The 16,284-nt window shown below is 30.7% G+C and carries 17 protein-coding genes and 1 pseudogene; 5 read left to right on the forward strand and 13 right to left on the reverse strand.

The window, feature by feature from the left end:
• Positions 1–430: 430 nt before the first annotated feature.
• Complete coding sequence (locus tag ACQ7EO_RS12845) at positions 431–925, reverse strand: hypothetical protein (RefSeq protein ID WP_434277522.1); 495 nt, start codon at positions 923–925, stop codon at positions 431–433.
• Between the two features lie 853 nt (positions 926–1,778).
• Positions 1,779–2,051: pseudogene (locus ACQ7EO_RS12850) on the reverse strand (PAAR domain-containing protein); the annotation flags it as partial.
• Between the two features lie 566 nt (positions 2,052–2,617).
• On the opposite strand from ACQ7EO_RS12850, the gene ACQ7EO_RS12855 reads away from it, so the two are divergent.
• Positions 2,618–3,169, forward strand: a complete 552-nt coding sequence (locus tag ACQ7EO_RS12855; RefSeq protein WP_004820776.1) for a DUF2799 domain-containing protein — start codon at positions 2,618–2,620, stop codon at positions 3,167–3,169.
• Positions 3,170–3,404: 235 nt separating this feature from the next.
• Here the strand turns inward: ACQ7EO_RS12855 and ACQ7EO_RS12860 are convergent, their stop codons facing one another.
• From ACQ7EO_RS12860 to ACQ7EO_RS12870, 3 genes are all read right to left on the reverse strand, one after another.
• On the reverse strand, positions 3,405–3,827 hold the full coding sequence (locus tag ACQ7EO_RS12860) for a hypothetical protein (protein ID WP_434277523.1): 423 nt from the start codon (positions 3,825–3,827) through the stop codon (positions 3,405–3,407).
• Positions 3,828–3,893: 66 nt separating this feature from the next.
• The gene (locus ACQ7EO_RS12865) at positions 3,894–4,097 is read right to left on the reverse strand and encodes a hypothetical protein (RefSeq protein ID WP_035371157.1); all 204 of its coding nucleotides are present in this window, start codon (positions 4,095–4,097) and stop codon (positions 3,894–3,896) included.
• Between the two features lie 358 nt (positions 4,098–4,455).
• Positions 4,456–4,716 (reverse strand): hypothetical protein, encoded by a 261-nt coding sequence (locus ACQ7EO_RS12870; RefSeq protein WP_004820770.1) that lies wholly within the window; start codon positions 4,714–4,716, stop codon positions 4,456–4,458.
• Positions 4,717–6,452: 1,736 nt separating this feature from the next.
• Here ACQ7EO_RS12870 and ACQ7EO_RS12875 point away from each other — a divergent pair.
• A complete protein-coding gene (locus ACQ7EO_RS12875; protein WP_434277526.1) occupies positions 6,453–7,331 on the forward strand; it encodes an ATP-grasp fold amidoligase family protein in 879 nt (292 codons plus the stop codon).
• 121 nt (positions 7,332–7,452) lie between these two features.
• Here the strand turns inward: ACQ7EO_RS12875 and ACQ7EO_RS12880 are convergent, their stop codons facing one another.
• The 5 genes from ACQ7EO_RS12880 to ACQ7EO_RS12900 all read right to left on the reverse strand — a co-directional run bounded on the left by ACQ7EO_RS12880 (position 7,453) and on the right by ACQ7EO_RS12900 (position 10,960).
• Positions 7,453–7,710 carry a hypothetical protein gene (locus tag ACQ7EO_RS12880; protein WP_434277527.1) on the reverse strand — a complete coding sequence of 86 codons (258 nt, stop codon included), beginning with the start codon at positions 7,708–7,710 and terminating at the stop codon, positions 7,453–7,455.
• Between the two features lie 1,298 nt (positions 7,711–9,008).
• Entirely contained in the window at positions 9,009–9,620 is a 612-nt protein-coding gene (locus ACQ7EO_RS12885; RefSeq protein WP_434277528.1) for an NAD(P)-dependent oxidoreductase, read from the reverse strand.
• 585 nt (positions 9,621–10,205) lie between these two features.
• On the reverse strand, positions 10,206–10,406 hold the full coding sequence (locus tag ACQ7EO_RS12890) for a hypothetical protein (protein ID WP_434277530.1): 201 nt from the start codon (positions 10,404–10,406) through the stop codon (positions 10,206–10,208).
• A 23-nt stretch (positions 10,407–10,429) separates the two neighbouring features.
• A complete protein-coding gene (locus tag ACQ7EO_RS12895) occupies positions 10,430–10,699 on the reverse strand; it encodes a hypothetical protein (RefSeq protein ID WP_004721225.1) in 270 nt (89 codons plus the stop codon).
• A gap of 102 nt (positions 10,700–10,801) precedes the next feature.
• Entirely contained in the window at positions 10,802–10,960 is a 159-nt protein-coding gene (locus tag ACQ7EO_RS12900; protein WP_004721227.1) for a DUF1328 domain-containing protein, read from the reverse strand.
• 1,101 nt (positions 10,961–12,061) lie between these two features.
• Here ACQ7EO_RS12900 and ACQ7EO_RS12905 point away from each other — a divergent pair.
• Positions 12,062–12,511 carry a BLUF domain-containing protein gene (locus ACQ7EO_RS12905; protein ID WP_434277531.1) on the forward strand — a complete coding sequence of 150 codons (450 nt, stop codon included), beginning with the start codon at positions 12,062–12,064 and terminating at the stop codon, positions 12,509–12,511.
• Between the two features lie 39 nt (positions 12,512–12,550).
• Entirely contained in the window at positions 12,551–13,018 is a 468-nt protein-coding gene (locus tag ACQ7EO_RS12910; protein ID WP_434277533.1) for a BLUF domain-containing protein, read from the forward strand.
• Between the two features lie 330 nt (positions 13,019–13,348).
• On the opposite strand, the gene ACQ7EO_RS12915 is transcribed toward ACQ7EO_RS12910, so the two are convergent.
• Together ACQ7EO_RS12915 and ACQ7EO_RS12920 are read right to left on the reverse strand one after the other, a co-directional pair.
• The gene (locus ACQ7EO_RS12915) at positions 13,349–13,609 is read right to left on the reverse strand and encodes a hypothetical protein (RefSeq protein WP_434277534.1); all 261 of its coding nucleotides are present in this window, start codon (positions 13,607–13,609) and stop codon (positions 13,349–13,351) included.
• 1,340 nt (positions 13,610–14,949) lie between these two features.
• Positions 14,950–15,081 (reverse strand): hypothetical protein, encoded by a 132-nt coding sequence (locus tag ACQ7EO_RS12920; RefSeq protein ID WP_434277535.1) that lies wholly within the window; start codon positions 15,079–15,081, stop codon positions 14,950–14,952.
• A 304-nt stretch (positions 15,082–15,385) separates the two neighbouring features.
• On the opposite strand from ACQ7EO_RS12920, the gene ACQ7EO_RS12925 reads away from it, so the two are divergent.
• Positions 15,386–15,682, forward strand: coding sequence for a hypothetical protein (locus tag ACQ7EO_RS12925; protein WP_434277536.1), 297 nt, complete (start codon positions 15,386–15,388; stop codon positions 15,680–15,682).
• Between the two features lie 49 nt (positions 15,683–15,731).
• Here the strand turns inward: ACQ7EO_RS12925 and ACQ7EO_RS12930 are convergent, their stop codons facing one another.
• Complete coding sequence (locus ACQ7EO_RS12930) at positions 15,732–15,908, reverse strand: Rha family transcriptional regulator (RefSeq protein WP_434277537.1); 177 nt, start codon at positions 15,906–15,908, stop codon at positions 15,732–15,734.
• Between the last annotated feature and the right edge of the window lie 376 nt (positions 15,909–16,284).

Consider the following 16,284-nt stretch of genomic DNA (forward strand, 5'->3'; position numbering starts at 1 on the left):
TAAAAAATAGCCAAAAGTACTCTTACTCAAAACCACAAAATTAGTCGTCATTCTGCTTGAATGATATTTTCATTTGTTTAAAAACCAAGCCTGATGCAATAAAACCGAGGCATCCAATAACGATAAACTCAACAATAGCTTCCGTTAAACCGAGAACAAAAAAAACTATGGATAAGACTACCGATACAGTAAAAACGATCTTCCCAAACATTAGAATTAAGCCACTTTAAAGATCAATGTTAATTTAACTATAAAATCATAGTATATAAGTTTTATGAAATTAAATAAGTAACTATAAATTTCTGTGTAATCGTCACTGCACTGAGCTCAATGATTGTCTATGTTTTGGATTTGTAGTCTTGCTTTAATCCGCTTTATTTTTATAGCGTTAGATGAAAATCCTATTTTTAGAAAAAATCTGAATAAATTATCAATCTATTAAATTTAACTGTCCATCCGTTATTTTTAAATTAAATGAAGTTAAGAATTTAGCAGTTCTGTTCTCTTGAAGGTCAATCCCAGAAATAACAACAGTAAATTTTCCTGTAGACAAGCTCTTAGTTTCTTTAAAGGTTTTATAGTTTTTTAAAATAACGCCATACTCCAAACATTGTTCTGATTTTAAAATGAATTCGTTTCCTATATTTTGAGTAGGCACATAGATGCTCCAAATAGCATCACCGTGGTATTTCAAAACACCGATACTTTGTAACGCTAAACCTTTACGGGCAATACTGCTACTCTGAAAGATAGACCCTTTAGGCTTGTATTTATCAACTGCGAAACATAAGTTATTGTTTTTTGTAGTCACGATTACAGGACCATCACCAACCCGATCAGCGATTGCGTTACTGGTAACTGTTAAGCTCAATAAAAACGTAAATAAAACTAATCTTAGATTATTTCTTTGGAAGATTGCTAACATCACTAGGATCCTTTAGAAACTCAGACAAGGTCAGTAGGAAGGCACTTTGAGGGTATTTTTTACTATAAACTCCAATCTGAAAAATATATAACATCGCATAATCAGCAATAATATCTGGTTGCTGTTCCATATTGTAATCACATAATTTTCGACTAGCATCTAAACTATAATCATATGGATTATATAATAATCCCCAAAGACTTTTTGGATGTAAAAGCAATCCTTTTCTTTTTACAGGGTAACCTAATTGATATTGCCAAACATGCCCCATTTCATGAATAAATAAATGCATAAAATTGGGATCGACCGAATAATCATCCACATACACTCCTATAGCATAGTACATTTGCCCATTAGGTGTCATTGCTGCATTATTTGGTTGTAGACCTAACCAAAGATATTCCTCATTATGAATAAATATTTTTGAATAATCGACACTTCCCTTAAACACTTTTTCTGCAATACTTACTTCGCCCTTTGTTAAAGGTCTTTTCGAAATCTCTAATATACATGTCTCTAATGAACTCCCAAAAGCCTTGGTATTTGTCGTAAAATCAAGTTCACTCCTTTTCTTTGGAATAAGTGGATTTTTTTCCTCACCATCGAATGTAACTTTCGTTATTTTAACAGATCCAACAGTTTCAATTCTTGCCGTTTTCCCTGCTGCATCTGTTATACCACTTCTCGTAGTCCCATCAGCTAACTTTAATTCATATTTAATATTTGCAAAAGGTTCTCCTTTTACAGTTTCAAATTGAATTTGAGTATCATGATCAGCACTCTTATTATTAAAAAAACTTTCTTCAACGTTTTTTGTACTATTATTCGGTAAAAAGTTAGAAAAACTGCCTAAGCCACCACCATTATCACCAACAACTAAATTCTGTTTAGGTAGTAATTTACAACCACATGATAGTAAATCATTTGCCCTTGCAGCAGACTTCCCGAAAACGTTCATGTGCGGATCACCAGTGACTATTGTCGCTACAACTTTATGCTTTGGACAAGAAGCTTTATCACCTACACAGGCTATAGGAATTCCTTCAACCAAAAATGCAGAATTACCAGTTAAAACTTTCCCACCACCAGTAGTAGGACAACCAATTGTTATATATGGTGTTGCCATTCTTTACCTTTAATTAATTTTTCTAATAATTAATATTCACATTTCTACATAATTTATATTATTAATTCAAGAAAAATATCTAAAAATAAAAAATACAGATAACATATATTTTCAAAGCTCCTCGTCCTAATCACTAAAAATAAACAAATTATCAATTAATTATGTTAATACAATCCTTTTTACACATATGCTTTTATACATATGATTTAATTGAATTCTTCTATTATTAAATAACAAGTTCCGAATATTTTTGTATAAGTTGATTTGATAAAATCTGAAAAGATAGTTTTTCTACAGCACATACTTCCCTCAGATACGTGCCATTTGGTTGCTAAAACACTAAAGTTACAAACTGTTCTACTACGTTTAGATTGCTGCATAAACAATACTTCAAATGCTTTAATCAAAAGTTTTACCCGCTACTCAAGATCAAAAAACACTTTTTTATCTCAAATTTTAGATGCACTTTTCATGTAAATCCGTATTGATGATCAGGAAATTATTGACCTTGTCATGATAAAATCATTTTTTAAAAGTAATTCAAAAATCGTTTGGAAGAATTTTTCATGAAACTTATAGTAATTTTATCTACTTTTACGGTTTTACTTTCCGGTTGTGCTGCAATGAGTGTTGAACAATGTAAAACTGCAAATTGGTTTAACGTTGGTGAAAAAGATGGCGCTGCTGGAAATAAATCCCACATAGATAAATACTATTCCTCTTGTAAAAAAGCCAATATTACTCCTAGTCAAAATCTTTATGAAATGGGTTACTTAAAAGGTATAGGGGCTTACTGTCAACCTGAAAATATCTTTTATGAAGCTTTAGAAGGTCGCGGTAATTTTAGAGTTTGCCCTGCAGAGAAACGTGAATCCTTACGTCATTATTATCAAGTGGCCAGTAACTTTTATCATGCGAATTCAGAATTTAATACTTCACAAAACAATCTAGATTACTATCTTGGAAAATTAGACAGCAAAGATCTATCTGCCAAAGATCGCGACGACTATAAAAAGAAATTATCTGATCTTCGTAGCAATAGCAGTCAAGTACGCTCACGTTATCAAGACGCACTTCGGAATCTGGAACGCTTTAAAGCTGAGCATGATCTCTATTAGTTTTAAACAAAGTCACAAACAACTACTCACGAGCGATTTCGAACACTGCTTTGGAATAAGTTATTCGAATAAAAAAGCCTCACATCACTGTGAGGCTTCCCCTTAATTTTGCGCTGATTAAGGATTATTGTATGTTTATTCACTATAATGAATTAACAATCACAGTTTTACTAAATAACGTGAAATGTGTCAATTTTAAATCATAAAATAAGCATACTTTTTCAACTATTCACCATCATTCAATGATACAGACTTGTTTTCTTAATGGAGTATCTCCTGCAAGATCGTCATTAGATGAACCAATACCATGTGTAATGCCATTTTCATCATAAAATGACAAAAATGTATAAGTTTTATTTTTATCACAGTCTACATAATTGATCATTTTCATATACTTAAAAGAATTACCCTGCCTATCCTTAGCGACTCTTAGCATAACTGCTTTATATTTAGGCTGGTCCAATTTCGGCTCTCTTTTTACAAGAAAAAGCGACTTTTTTATTTTAGATGTATGTTTATCATCTAGCTCTTTTTTAAACTTTTCAATATCTAATTTTTCTTCAAGAAAAGTTGGTTTTATTGGATCAGCAAAGCTAAATTTCGAATTCAATATAAGAAATGCCAAGAGAATTTTTTTCATCATTGATTTAAGTGTCATCTGCAAAAAAGTTCAATCACTTAATTTAAAACCCCAACTTTTGATGGGTACATTTGCGAATTAATTTTAAAGACTTATATCAATATCAATGTTGTCAGCAATATCAGAAACAATATCTTTACTCGTATTCACAATCAACCGACCTGTTTCCAAGATCAGATCAACGGCATCCAAAGGATTGATCGAATTCACGATATCATTCATTACGCTAGAATCTTTTTGCTCTGGTTGAGATTGCTGTTCTAAATCTTGATTTTCTAAATTATTCACTTTGTTCTTCCATAAGCCTCGCATAAGAATTCCACAATGAATTCAGGGGCTATTCAGTTGACTACATCACGATAGCAGAACTATGCCATATTGCCTCTACGCGGCCAATAGCTGACATCTATTCACTGATTTGATCCTGCAAGTGCAGAGTCTTAGATTGATCTTGTTGATATGTATCTTATTTTCGACATATGATTCAACCCACAATAAAACGAGACAGACTATTGAAATGATTTTCATCGTTGGGACTGCCTTGATTGAAAAATTAAACCCTAGAAAAAAGTAAAATTTGGTTCGTTTAGGTGATGGAATAAAGTTGTGGTTATTTCCTTCAGGAGACATTAAAACTTACAGTGTTTTAATTCCAAAAAACAGAAAATATTTTTTCTTTACCTGCATTTTTGATACTCACCTTGTAGCCCGCTTTCTTAAATTCTTCACCCAGATTAACGATGTCATGTTGTGCGAAATCTGTAGTGATATATTCACTTACAAACAACTCTCCTTCATCGGCTTTTAATCTAATTTGTGTTTTCAAAAATCTTTTAAGCTGCTCAATTGAAAAATATGGCGCTTGATTGGAATCTGTTTTAGTCTCATTCATTTTAGGTATTGGCATTTAAAAACTCACACTCGCAAAGTAAAAAAATATTATGAACAGCTTAACTTTGAATTGAGTATAAAAATTGAAATATCATGTATTCCATGTCATTTCATTTACATGATTATTTTTTAACAACTTTTAGACAATGATGACACACCGCCAACTCTCCGTCTTTACAATAATGCGTATCAATCACACGATGAAAGCCAAACATACATTTTAATAACTGGATCAAAATCTATCCCTCCATAAAGTAAAAAGCCCATCTCAAGATGAGCTTTTCCATTGAGCAGTTTTATTTTGGAAACCATACGCCAGTTGGCACATTTCCCAACAGGTGTACCAGTAAAGTTAAGGCAATAAATACGGAAAAGAAAAAAACGATGTTTATTGATTTGTCTATCATGATTTCACCCTCATTTTATTGTTGTTTCTTTTTTATACAATAAATTATGTAAAATATCAAACAATTTAAGTAACTTAAAATATATTTTTTACCATTTGTTAAAATAAATTATCAAACAATCAGAATAAAAAAATCATGGATTATCCAAAATGATCACCATTTCACTGTAACCCAAATGCAGCAAGGCAAAATTAAAAAATATAAAAAAAGACGCCTTAGCATCTTTCATTTATATGAAGTTTATTTAAACAATAATATTTAATTTTTTAAGTAAAAAATTTTTAATAATTTCATTCTCATCTAATAACATCAGTTCATCAGATACCCAAAAAATATAAAATACGTTTTTAAACTGAATCTTTCTTTTAAAATAGTTTGTTGTTGAATTGGGTAATTTGCCTTTTACTTTAAAAGACTTTTTATTATCATTTCCTAGCAACTTACTTCCATGCCAGGGACCGCCTATACAAATATTCATAAGAATTAATTTTAAAGATGTTGTTCTGAATTTACATCAAATCTATAAATAAACAACCTATACCTTCGTATAAATTTTAAGCAAAACAATAATAGGCCACATCATTGGATCAAATAGCGCATTATTTGAACTCCAATGATGTCAAGTTAGAAAGCAGAACATCCGTTTACAGTAGCTATTCCAAATATGAATTCATTCATATTTATTAAAAGTGTGCTTAAAATCACATTAAATCCTCAATATTCTTTCAATAAAGCTTAACTATTCAGCTTTCCATCGATACTAATATTCATTTTTCAAATCGTTTTATGCTTTTAGATAGAAGCAAGATACTTATCATTTATTGATTAGGCTAAAATTAATAAACCCACCTAAAAAATAGGTGGGTTTATTAAAGACTTAAATACCAAGTCAAAGTGAAAAGCACAACCTTCTTCACTGGTTAAATTTTACACAATTCATATTAAGATTCAAGAAAATATTTTACCTTTTGGTAAAGCTTGATATATGTATCGTAAATTTTATGTAACAGGCTGCTTAAATCCTTAGCAAATCGCCTAAGGATTGTCGGTCTAAGCGATCTAAAGCTTAAATTTTCATGGATTACAATAACCACGCGCTTGATTCAAATATGTCATATCACACATATAAAAACTGGATTCAACATATTGATTAAATATAATAATTTATAATTCAAAAACGTAGCCCCATAAATTTTCCAATCGCCCCGTAAGTGAAAGTAAATATGAAATATTTAGAGTAATAAGCCTATTACTATAATACTCATACATAAAGTCATTCGCTTTTTAAAAATTTTTTAAGCTTTGGTTATTTATACTTATACGATCATTAATTGGGTTTTGACAAATGATTGACAATCTCACCTATTTTGCAAAAGTTATAAGAGCATATTTTGTCTCAGATAAGCAATATTTAACCAAACGTTTTATTAATAAACTTGGCTATATTCCCAATTTTGATCAACCCAAAAGTTTTAATGAAAAAGTTACAGCAAGAATGATTTTTGAAAGAGATCCATTACATACCTTATTGGCTGATAAATTGGCTGTAAGAGAAGTGATCAGCAATAAAATTTGTTCTTCTCATCTAGTCCCATTGATCGGTGTATACCAATCTTTCAATGAAATTGACTTTAATCGACTGCCTGATAGATTTGTTTTGAAATGCAATCATGATAGCGGCAGCGCAATCGTCTGCAATGATAAGTGTCAATTTGATCAAAGAAATGCGGAAAACAAATTAACGCATCATTTAAAGCAAAATATGTATTTCAGGAAAAGAGAATGGCATTACAAAAATATTAAGCCATCAATTTTAGCTGAACAATATGTTGAATTATTGATTGACCAAGAAACTAAATTAACCATTACCACATGTAGAGTCCATTGCTTTGAAGGTCAACCCAAATTTATCGAAGTGGATGTACAAGATAGTCTCAAAAATGAATATTCAAATATTTACGATACATCGTGGACACTCCAACCATTTACAGTTGATTTAAAAAGCAATAGCCCTGCATATTTAAGAAAACCAGCTCGGCTAGGCATTTTAATTGAGTTATCACAAACGCTCTGCCTGAAATATGGTTATAGTCGAATAGATTTTTTGATATCAAAAAATAATATCTATTTCAGTGAAATAACCCTAACACCTAATGCTGGAAGAATGGTCATTGAACCCAAAGAATGGGATATGAAACTTGGTAGTTATTGGCATTTATTTTAGAATGATGTAAAAAATACCCACAAAGAGCTGGACTTGTGGGTATAAATCATAAAAATGAGTAAAAAACACACGAAGTTTAGTTCAATGAAAATATGACTTATTGCATGTAGTTTATATATCGCTACACAATAAATTTAAACTCAAATTTTCCTTTATAATCAATACTATCTAAATAATCTTTGATGTCATGTGCTATATTCTTAAAGGTTTCTAAAACATCACTTGGTGGATCAATAACGACTTCAATTTTATAATTTTCATCTTCTTTTTTTGTAGTATGTGTATATACGCCATCACAACTCATTTTTAATTTTAGATAATCCTCTAGCGTTTTAGTTAAATGATTTGTTACCAGCTCAATTCTTGAAAATTTGTGCATATCCCCTCTTTCCTAAATCACTAGTCATAACCAGATAAAGAATTTCGTATCTCCCCAATCAAATACTCTTTAACTTATCAGATAGACCAGTTATCCAGACGTTGGTGCTTAAGTTACGATTCACTATATCGTATTTTATAGATATACTAATTCAATCTTAGGTTGAAAATCAACTACTATTCTTTTGAAATTTCTACTATTTTGAGATTTAATGCCAATAAAAAAACCATTTTTAGTTATTTTCCCCTTCTATTCTTATATTTCCTAATATATTTATACCCATGTAGTTCTTAAAAAAGATTTTTCATAAATCAAAAAATGATCATGTTGAGTGAATCCGATTGATATTGAAAGTTCCTTCTCACTTTGGGAGAAAGCTAGGATGAGGAGGATTTTATGTTGATCTATGGTTTTAAAAAGGACTTATTCAGATGTCTAAAGTATAAAACTAAAAGTCATATCTACAATGGTTGCAACTGTTCATATTATTTTACTTAGCCTTAATCTAAGTGCGAGCCAGTCCATGTATGACCTAATTTAAGTACAACCTAATCTAAGTTTGATGAATAAAACACGAAAATATTTTATCTTCAAATGACAACAAAATCAAAAATGTTATTGATTTAAATGAATTAATATTTAGAAAACTCAGGATAGTGATTTTAAAACCAATGACAATAAATCATTTATCATCATGCGTTCATCTATTTTCATACAAGACTCATTTAGAGACGATTATAACAATATCTTAAAATTCTTATAACCAATAGACACTTAAATAAAAATTACTGATTAAATTAAGAAACTGATAGACATTTTTTAAAGTTTTTTAAATGAATACTTTTTGTTTCATAACATTTCCAGCATATAAGTCTATCCATAAAAGTGTTATAGTATAACAATTCAAAAAAGAGCTTTTCATGACAAATCCATATATCAATAGCAAGTTCTATATTTTAATTTTGGTCTTATTTATATCAATTATGACCACTAATGTAATCCACAATGACTTTTCAGACACCTTATTAACCATAATTAACTGTTTTATCATTATAAAAATATTACATGTATTGTCTATTCAACTTTTAAATACAATCTTTAAAATTTGCAGTCCTTAATTCATTTAAATTATACAGTTATATTTATTCAATATAGATAAATAAAATGATCTACAGCAACGGCCAAAATATTTAAAATAAAAATACTTATAAGTACAAATAAGTTTAGGAAATGCTAAAATCGTCAATTTAATTTTTATAGAAAAAAACCCTCAAATGAGGGCTCTTATACACTTCTTCTTAGTATCCAACAGTAAAACGTTGATTAATATGGTTGTTATTTTCAATTTCATCAGATAATGCTATTGCAAAATCTTCAGCTGAAATTTTACTGCCGTCTTTACCAATTATAAGTCCATCTTTGCCTAAACGAAATTCTCCTGTACGTTTTCCTGGACCAAACTCTGCCGAAGGTGATATAAAAGTCCATTCAATATCATCGACTTGTTTAAGTTTTTCAAGGAAATTTACAGCAGCTTCTGCTTCAGGTTTATACGCAGCAGGAAAGTCATCTGTATCCAATAAGCGTACATTTTTGTTGGGAATAGTCAATCCACCAGCACCACCAACAACCAAATAACGCTTAACTTTAGAATCCCGAATTGTGTTAATCAATGCATTCGCATCTAAGCCATGAAAAGGAACAGCACTTATCACAACATCTTGCCCTTTTAGAGCTTCTACAAGCGCTTCATGATCATTTAAGTCCACATCTACGGATAAGACACGCTCTGTATCTGGTACTTTATGTGTATTACGTGCGATGGCTTTAACGTAATGACCACGTGAAACAAGCTCTTCTAAAATACGTGAACCCGCCATACCTGTTGCACCAATTAAAGCAATCTTCATAATCGTTCCTCACTTATTTAAGATAATTCAAAAATCTTAATCAAATAGCTTTATAAACCATTAAATATAAAACTTATAATGTTTAAAATTTTATAAATAATTTACACATGAAATAATTAACAATTTATAGATTAAGATTGATAATCCATTATCACCTATATAACTCCATTTTGAATTATTAGTTAAGTTTATTTTCTGTCAAAATCATGTAAACATTGTCACTTTTTAATAGCTCTCATGTATAGGTATTTATTTTAAGTATAATGATTTTAGTAACTGGGTTTCACTTGAATAAAGTTTATGCCTTATTTTAAAATATACCTATTAAGATGGCTGAGTTGCCTTAGCTTCCCCCATTAAAGGTGGTCAAGAAACAGAAAAACGTTATGATTATTCACTTCCAGTAGCTAAACACACAGCCCTAAATTTTTGCATCTTTAAAAACTACCATGAGTGTAGCATCTTATATTCAGGATGTAGTTTTGATTAGTTAAGTTATTTTATGAGGTGACTCTTAATCACTTTAGACCGATTAAATTAAGGCTAAAATTATAAAAATGAATTGGAAAGCTTAGAATATTTGATTCAACTGCTTCTCATCATTTGTCGTTGCTGGCGAACTAATCCTAGCAGCATCTTTCTCTCAAGTATTTCTTCTTCAGAGAATGATAAAGAATCTTTTAATATTTCAATAGGTAATGAACTATTTTCAATCAAATAGCAGTCTTGATCAGTTGACCACTCTGAAATCAATGCTGCTTTTTTTCGCTTATGTCTATGATGCATATAGATACCCTTAATCAAAAACCTTATAGATTTATTTGCCGATCAACCCATTCCAAAAATTTATTTTTATTATTTATTTCAGGTGCGTTGACTATTACTATATTTTTTTTACTGCCAAATTTACCCGAGATTTTGTTTGGTTTCTCAAAATTGAACTCATCATCTGTGCCCTCATTTAAAGCTCTGAAATATTCAGCGATCTTCTCAAAATTTGTTTTACTATTAAAGTCAGGTCTTAAAAGTAAAAAATTATAAATTTGTTCTAAAACAAAATCATAGTTAATATTTTTCATAATGTGCTCAGTTCAAATTTATTTAAATGATTTAAGTACTTTCAAATTGATTATATCTAACGATAGAATGATTAAATTCTATCGTTAGATGGTTTATAGTGACTATACCTTTCCACGAGAAATAAAACCAATCACAGTAAGGATAACAGCTACAACTAATAGAATAACTGCAAAATCTTTTGAAAGACCTGCTACACCACCAAATCCTAAAAGACTTGCTATAAGTGCTATTACAGCAAAGATAATCGCCCAACGAAACATACTATATTACTCCCTAAAATATATTTTGATTTAAAATAACACTATAAATTAATATTTCAATTCAAGTGTTATTTTATGTGATTAAAATGTTCTAGTTTATAATATTTACAACTCAAAACCACATTAACACTTAAACCCACCAATTAAGATAAACTTATAATTCAAGATAAAAATAAAAAAAACATTAAAAATTACTTCTTATATAATTTATTAAGAATAAAAAAGCGATCGACATGTGTATCCTTTAATTTCGGCATAATCATTTTTATAATCAATAAAACAGAGCAAGAAATAAAAAGCATGACGATGACTTCAACCGAGTAACTTATCATGAATAAAAGGCTATAGAATCCTAAGAAGTAAGATAGACTTAGGAATACCTTTTGCAAATAAATTGTGATGAATACCCCATACAGTAAAGCTGATAAAAACAAGTTGAGTTTTTTATTCATCCCCAATTGATCAAAAATAATAATAAGCAATGAAATACTTAAAACAGAGACAATAAAAATAACAATATTTTTTAAAATTTGCATTTCATCCTCTCTCATTTCATATTTATAAAAATGCTCCCCCCTTAGTTGTCCGACTAAGGGGGAAGACTCCCCCAATACACAACACTTTTATTCAACGCATCATTTTTATAATGAATTATTTTAATTTAAGCGTTAGCGACAATCACCTTAAATTAATATTCAGATTTATAATAATGATGAGCACTTGTGGTGTATCTAGGCAGTATAAATAATATGAAATTTAGCGATATAATCCATGGCTTACATGATTGTGAGAAATTTCGTACATTTGTATGTTTTTTAACCACACGAAATTAAAAATATATTTATTAAATCTATTATTTTCAAATATTTAATTTTAACAATAGGCTAAATTTATTTTGTAAAGTAACAAAACACTCAAACAGTGTTAAAAAACTTTACATTTCCTGTTTCGACCCATTGGTACGATTTGTTAGCTTTTGATTAATTATCAATGTATTGTAGTCATCGTTACTAATCTTTCTATGTGAATACATAAAGCTTATTAATAAAATTAAAGCGTTAGCACTAGTTCGAAGTAATTATTTATCGTGGAAGCCTTCTAATGGAATTTGTAAGAGTTTTATATGCAAGTAAAGCTACGAGTACTCATCCAAATCTTAAGAATGATTTGATAGAAATTCTTAACACAGCTGTTGATTTCAACTCTCGTAATGAAATCACAGGTGTTCTTTACTATGGACATGGATATTTTGTTCAATGTCTTGAAGGTCATAAAAGTAAGGTTGATGATCTGTTTTATAATCAAATTTTAAAAGATCAACGTCATCAAAATTGTGAAATTTTATATTACGAAAAATGTGACATAGCTTTGTTTAAGCATTGGAATATGAAATTTGCCCCTGTCAATAAAAGACTTGGTGACTTTTTCCTAGAAAATCATCGTGATGATTTCAATCCATTTCTTCTTTCTAGTGAGACAATCCCTTCTTTTATCGACCTTTTAGCTGGGGAATACGCTATGGAACCATATAATTTTGATATCAATGAATAAGGTTTTTTATACGAATCTACGCAACTTGAGGAAAGATGTATGCTACTTCGATTGTGCTATGCGAGTACTCGAAATCAATTAGCCAATGACCTTATTGAAGATTTAAATGCTATCTTAAATACTGCGCGTGATTTTAATGGAAAAAATAAAATTTTTGGTGTTCTATACTATGCCAATAATCATTTTTTTCAATGTCTTGAAGGTGAAAAGTCTATAGTTCAAGCGTTATTTCAAAGTATAAAAAATGACGCTAGGCATAATAGCATTATTGAATTTGAAATCATGGATATTGACAAAATTAGTTTTAAAAACTGGTCAATGAAATACGTGCAAAAGTGCTCAAAAGTTGATTTATTTTTTAATCAGCTTGGATATGACTCATTTACGCCAGCTGCCCTCAATAATGCTCATTTAAATAGCTTATTAAATGAGCTTTTGAAAGAAAAGCAAACTCGAGTGCGTAAAAAGGTCGGTTTAAATCAGCGAGGAATCTCCTCTTTTCTTTAAATATCAAATGAGAGGGTTATGGACCCTCTCTTTTAAAGAATTTTAGAGTTTGACCGATTGACTCGCACCCAGTTGCTCTGATTCACCAGATATAGATGCTTTCTTCTAATTTAAAAAAGCGACAAGCTTCCCAGCGCCATTACAAACCGAGACTAATTAATGAATAGATTAATCTCTTGATGGCCGCTTGTTAAGTTTTCACTTTTAATTTCCTATACCTATAGAGATGTATTGTTACCATCCCTAAATAGATAAAATTAAATCGTTTTTTACATTAGGTTAATGTTTTAAATTATTATGAAAATTATTTATCTTTAATATAATTAAGTTTTATGAGTAATTCATTTTATTGTTATTATTAATACTAACTACTTTAAAGTTATAATTTTTATAATTAATATTTTCGTTTATTCTTGCATGATCAAGTTCATCCCATAATTCAAAGTAAAAAAATTCAGATGTGTCTGAGTAAATCCAAAACCATAAAGTAGACTCATCTTTTTTGACTGGGTCATAAATACTATCTTTAACTTTGACAAGTTTATGTAAATGAAATTTATCATCTTGAAGTACTATTTCATGAATACTCAATAGTATGATTCCTGCAATTTAAAATCATTTAGACTATAACTCATTTTTATTTCTTTTTTTTATTATGATTTTTTTAAAAATGTAATTTAATGATTAAATGTACATATATCTTTATATATGTAAGTTAAATTTAAGGTAGGTTTGAAGCACCTTAGTACTTAACTTAAATACGCCAAGCATTGCTACATGGTCTCGATATTTTTATTTTGTTACTAACTTATTGCAAATATGTTGAATATACCGCCATTTCCTGCAATTTTTCTGAATTCACGAATAATAGAGATGCAACAAAAGCAAAAAAAAAGACCTATAAGCTTTTGAATTGCTTATAAGTCTTTAAAAATCTTGGTAGGTATATCCAGACTCGAACTGGAGACCTCTACGATGTCAATTATCATATATTTTATTTATTTTCAATTACTTAAAAAATCCTGATGCAATTCTGGTGAAGTTTTTGAATTTTAGACCAGCATTTATATAGGCAATTAAAGCGTGTTCTCTCAGGGCAAATAATTTATTGAATCACCCACTTTGTTTGAACTTTTGGGTATGGTTAAAAAGCTGTAACTTTTGTAACCTAAATCAATAATCCTATATATCTATATGATTTATAAATACTTATTAACAATATACTACTGTAACTTTAGCGTAACTTTTCTGCAACTGGTTACACACTTTTACAGTAACCGAGAGTTACAAAATATATTATTAATAATCAATATCTTATATGGATTTCTAATTTTTAGGTTTCGCTAAGTTACACTATTAGTGTAACCGAGCAAGTCATTGTATTTAATAAATTAAAAATGCGTTTTAGTACCCTTTTGGGGTTCGGTTACACTTTTTGCGATTTTTATTTTTCTCCGTAGACCTTTCGATTTTCCTGTTTTTTAAAGGTTCTTTTTATAGAGTGCAGGGATCAGAAGAAATTAGGGAAATTATGCAGAACATCTTTTCTACCTACTTAACCTTTCCAAAGCCCTGTCTATAACAGAGCTTGGAAGGATTTTGAGAGTATAAAATTTAAAGTGAATCCGACACAAGAAGCCTGCAGGTGACGTGGGGGCTACCGCCCGCGCCAACCCTAAAACTGCAATTTCTTGTATATTTTTCAGTCAGAACACTTCAAGCCTTAAAATTCTCAATTTGTTGGTAAATTTCATAGATTTGCAAGTGTAGACCACACATGATGGCATTGAACTCATCACTTGGGATTCCAGCACATAATCCATTCTTGATATGGCTGAAATATGAAGCCCAAGCTTTTCTATGAAGTCAGTAACGTTCTCTAAGAGGTCCTTCTATATTCTTGGGAACATTGCCTTGTTTGAGTAAAAGAATCATTTTGCACCGCCTTTCACCCATTGGATGAGACGTATTTTAAAGCTTTGTTTTTGCGAAAAGTCTGGAGCAGTTAAACGTTGATAACAGATTTCATCTAAGCATAACAGTGCCTTAGTTTTTTTATTCATATTAGAATACCTGTGTTTGGTTTTGTTATGCCATCCCAGCGACCAAACTAGGGTGGCAGACCGAACGGGGTTGGTCGACCGTGAAACACAGGTAAAACGGCAGGCGTTAGCCTCCCCATCCGATCCACCATAACAACGGGTGTACCGAATTATAGACAAAAAAAATCCGCAAGTAGCGGTTGTCTACCATATGTTTCTAAACGAGCGACCAAACTCGACCACCATGTGGGTGGTATTTTTAGAGTAGCTTAGATACTATATGCGAGTCAATACTTTATAAAAATTTTTGAAATAGGTAAATAAGATGGCTTCAAAACACTATGAATTGAGTGATTCAGATAAAAAGCATTTGACAGAAATTGCTAAAAGACGAGTAGAAAGTCTTCTAGAAGGTCAAACCGATTCCTTAAAAGAAATTTTATATCGAATTTCAGCATCTCAAGACGGATCTAAAGTATACGCAACAATTATTTATGATCGTGGCATTGACCTTAACGGAAATACAAAATATTTTACACATTCTGCCAAAGATACTTTCGAACGCGTATACGATGTACACAAAGGATATGTTTGGCAAGTGCATTTTTTAGCGGGAGATTAATATGCAGGCGCTTCCTGAATACCACCTCGTCCATTTTGGTATTTAACGATTACCTCCTCAAAATTGAGGAGGTAAAATCTGGATCGCATTCGCGCTTTAAATTTTCAATCGCACGAATAACATTATCATGTCGTTTGCCAAAGATTTGAGCGACTTTAAGACTATCTGTTTTGATTTGTTCTTTTTCTATAAATACAGCTTGGTTTAATTCAAATAAATCGTTCATGATGCTGCCCCCTTCATCAAGTGAAGCAGTTTATCAATAAGCTTTGTTTTTGCGCAAAGTCTAGAGCAGTTAGACGTTCATAGCAGATTTCATTTAGACGAGATTGTGCTTGAGTATCAATATGCATAGTAGTATACCTTCAAGTTCAAAGGATATTTCTTCTGCAACCCCACGCCAATAGGGTGACAGACCGAACGAAGTTGGCGTACCGTTGAACTTAAAGCAAGGACGGTGGACACAAGTGTCCCATCGTCCGATCTACCATAACAAGGCACATCGAACCTTCAGACATAAAAATACCGCTTAAGCAGCGGTTTGTCTGCTTCAAATTCATAACGAGACGCCAATCTCGACCCACCATATGGGTGGTATTTTT

This window comes from Acinetobacter sp. CE-15, assembly GCF_051059255.1.
Lineage (GTDB): Bacteria > Pseudomonadota > Gammaproteobacteria > Pseudomonadales > Moraxellaceae > Acinetobacter > Acinetobacter guillouiae.

Bases quoted from the DNA above. Each gene is read 5' to 3' on its own strand.
- ACQ7EO_RS12845 (WP_434277522.1), bottom strand. From the start codon at position 925: ATGTTAGCAATCTTCCAAAGAAATAATCTAAGATTAGTTTTATTTACG.
- ACQ7EO_RS12855 (WP_004820776.1), top strand. From the start codon at position 2,618: ATGAAACTTATAGTAATTTTATCTACTTTTACGGTTTTACTTTCCGGT.
- ACQ7EO_RS12860 (WP_434277523.1), bottom strand. From the start codon at position 3,827: ATGACACTTAAATCAATGATGAAAAAAATTCTCTTGGCATTTCTTATA.
- ACQ7EO_RS12870 (WP_004820770.1), bottom strand. From the start codon at position 4,716: ATGCCAATACCTAAAATGAATGAGACTAAAACAGATTCCAATCAAGCG.
- ACQ7EO_RS12875 (WP_434277526.1), top strand. From the start codon at position 6,453: ATGATTGACAATCTCACCTATTTTGCAAAAGTTATAAGAGCATATTTT.
- ACQ7EO_RS12880 (WP_434277527.1), bottom strand. From the start codon at position 7,710: ATGCACAAATTTTCAAGAATTGAGCTGGTAACAAATCATTTAACTAAA.
- ACQ7EO_RS12885 (WP_434277528.1), bottom strand. From the start codon at position 9,620: ATGAAGATTGCTTTAATTGGTGCAACAGGTATGGCGGGTTCACGTATT.
- ACQ7EO_RS12890 (WP_434277530.1), bottom strand. From the start codon at position 10,406: ATGCATCATAGACATAAGCGAAAAAAAGCAGCATTGATTTCAGAGTGG.
- ACQ7EO_RS12895 (WP_004721225.1), bottom strand. From the start codon at position 10,699: ATGAAAAATATTAACTATGATTTTGTTTTAGAACAAATTTATAATTTT.
- ACQ7EO_RS12900 (WP_004721227.1), bottom strand. From the start codon at position 10,960: ATGTTTCGTTGGGCGATTATCTTTGCTGTAATAGCACTTATAGCAAGT.
- ACQ7EO_RS12905 (WP_434277531.1), top strand. From the start codon at position 12,062: ATGGAATTTGTAAGAGTTTTATATGCAAGTAAAGCTACGAGTACTCAT.
- ACQ7EO_RS12910 (WP_434277533.1), top strand. From the start codon at position 12,551: ATGCTACTTCGATTGTGCTATGCGAGTACTCGAAATCAATTAGCCAAT.
- ACQ7EO_RS12920 (WP_434277535.1), bottom strand. From the start codon at position 15,081: ATGAATAAAAAAACTAAGGCACTGTTATGCTTAGATGAAATCTGTTAT.
- ACQ7EO_RS12925 (WP_434277536.1), top strand. From the start codon at position 15,386: ATGGCTTCAAAACACTATGAATTGAGTGATTCAGATAAAAAGCATTTG.
- ACQ7EO_RS12930 (WP_434277537.1), bottom strand. From the start codon at position 15,908: ATGAACGATTTATTTGAATTAAACCAAGCTGTATTTATAGAAAAAGAA.